We start from the raw sequence: 2,107 nt of genomic DNA on the forward strand, positions 1-2,107 counted from the left end.
GGCTTAACAATTTCTACTATGCGGTAACGGTTAAGAAAAAAGCAACGGTATCTTTCCTCGGCGGTTCAATCACCTTTAATCCCGGCTGGCGTAACAAGGTATGCACGTACCTGAGGGAAACTTATCCCGAAACCGATTTCCATTTTATAGCTGCAGGTATTCCGTCATTGGGTAGCTTGCCGCATGCTTTCAGGCTGCAGCGGGATATCCTTGATTCGGGCAAAACCGACCTGCTTTTTTTTGAAGCAGCAGTGAACGACCGGGGAACCGACAGCACCACGCAGGTTCGCTCGTTGGAAGGGATCGTTCGTCATGCAAAACTGGCAAATCCCGCGATGGATGTTATTTACATGGCCTTTGCCGACCCTCAAAAAATAGATAATTACGCTAAAGGCAAGGTATCGCCCGAGTTGTTAAACCATCAGTTGGCTGCCACTCATTACAACCTGCCCTATGTAAACCTGGCACTTGAGGTTAACGATAAGATCAGGAACAGGGAACTCACCTGGGCCGATGATTTTAAAGATATTCACCCCTGGTACCACGGCCAGGAGATCTACTTTGAAACCATCAAAGCGCTGTTGCAGGAATGTATTAATACTGAATACAAATTACCTGTTAAAGTTGTGCTGCCAAAGCCGATAGATAAAGCGCGTTATGAAAATGGCAGCTATTACAACGTCACTAACGCCAAATTGGATAAAGGATGGGCTATCGATACCAAATGGAACCCTAAAGATGGCCTTTCAACCCGCCCTGGTTTTGTTGATGTGCCGATGCTGATCTCGACCGAACCAGGCAGCGAACTAACTTTGCCCTTTAAAGGGACAGCCGTTGGTATTGCGGTAGTTGCAGGGCCTGATGCAGGTACTATATCCTACTCAATTGATAATGCAGCATATAAAGAGCTTGACCTGTTAACCCAGTATTATAGTTGGATACACCTTGGGGTTTACCATATGTTGGGCGACAACCTGGGTAATGGTAACCATACTTTAAAAATTAAAATAAGCAATAGCAAAAACAACGCAAGCAAAGGTCATGCCTGTAGGATTGTTAACTTTTTTGTGAACAAGTCTTAGAAGCTGTCTAAAAATAAATAAATCGACCGTCATTGCGAGGAGGCACGAAGCAATCCCAAACTATGCAGACCGGATTTGCAAGGTTTCTCTGTAAGGCGGGGATTGCTTCGCAATGACGCGTGGATATGTCAGGTTGGATTTGCATGGAGGAGACGTAAAATATTGGGTCTCTACATCGGATTATCATTTTTATACAGCCAATTAATTATTAAAACCATATTATGAAAAGAAAAACAGGGCTTATAACAGTCCTTTTATTAAGTACATGCATCGCTATTGCCCAGCGGGCAAAAATAAGCGCATCGCTTAAAACGCCAAAAGCGGTTATTGATCAGTTTATGGATAAACGTTTTGGCATGTTTATCCACTTTGGCCCGGTTACCCAGCGCGGAACCGAAATAGGTTGGAGCCGCAACGACCAGGTGCCCGAGGAAGATTACGATAACCTTTACCACGAATTTAACCCCATATTATTTAATGCCGATGCCTGGGTAAAGGCGGCTAAGGATGCAGGTATGAAATATCTCACCATCACCGCCAAACATCATGATGGCTTTTTGCTATGGCCAAGCGCTTATTCGGATTATAATGTTTCCAAATCGCCCTTTAAAAGAGATCTCGTTGGGGAATTGGCCAAAGCCTGTAAAAAACAAGGTATTACCTTTTGCATCTATATGACTGTGCTCGACTGGCATGACCAGGATTACCCGATAGACAACCCTCATCATCCCGAAATAAATGCCAGGAAAGGGGATATGACTGCTTTTAAAACCCGCATGAAAAACGAGTTGAAGGAAGTGATTACCAAATACCACCCCTTTATGCTTTGGTTTGATGGTTATTGGGAAAAGCCATGGACAACAGAAGATGGCAAAGAAATTTACAGCTACATTAAAAGCGTTGATGCTAATGTAGTTGTAAACAACAGGCTTGGAAAAATAAGCGATAAGCTTGGCGGCGATGCGGTAGGCGATTTTTTAACCCCCGAGCAAACTATAGGTAAGCTGAATATGGACGAACCATGG

At 43.9% G+C, this 2,107-nt stretch carries 2 protein-coding genes; both read left to right on the forward strand.

Going from position 1 to position 2,107, the window contains the following annotated elements; translation table 11 throughout:
- Window positions 1-1,082: SGNH/GDSL hydrolase family protein (locus AC1DPZ_RS26015; protein ID WP_477408967.1), on the forward strand; the 1,082-nt coding region annotated here is incomplete at its 5' end.
- A 221-nt stretch (window positions 1,083-1,303) separates the two neighbouring features.
- The coding region (locus tag AC1DPZ_RS26020) for an alpha-L-fucosidase (protein WP_477408969.1) at window positions 1,304-2,107 on the forward strand (804 nt) is incomplete at its 3' end.

The sequence above is a fragment of the Mucilaginibacter sp. P4_G9 genome, assembly GCF_056400985.1.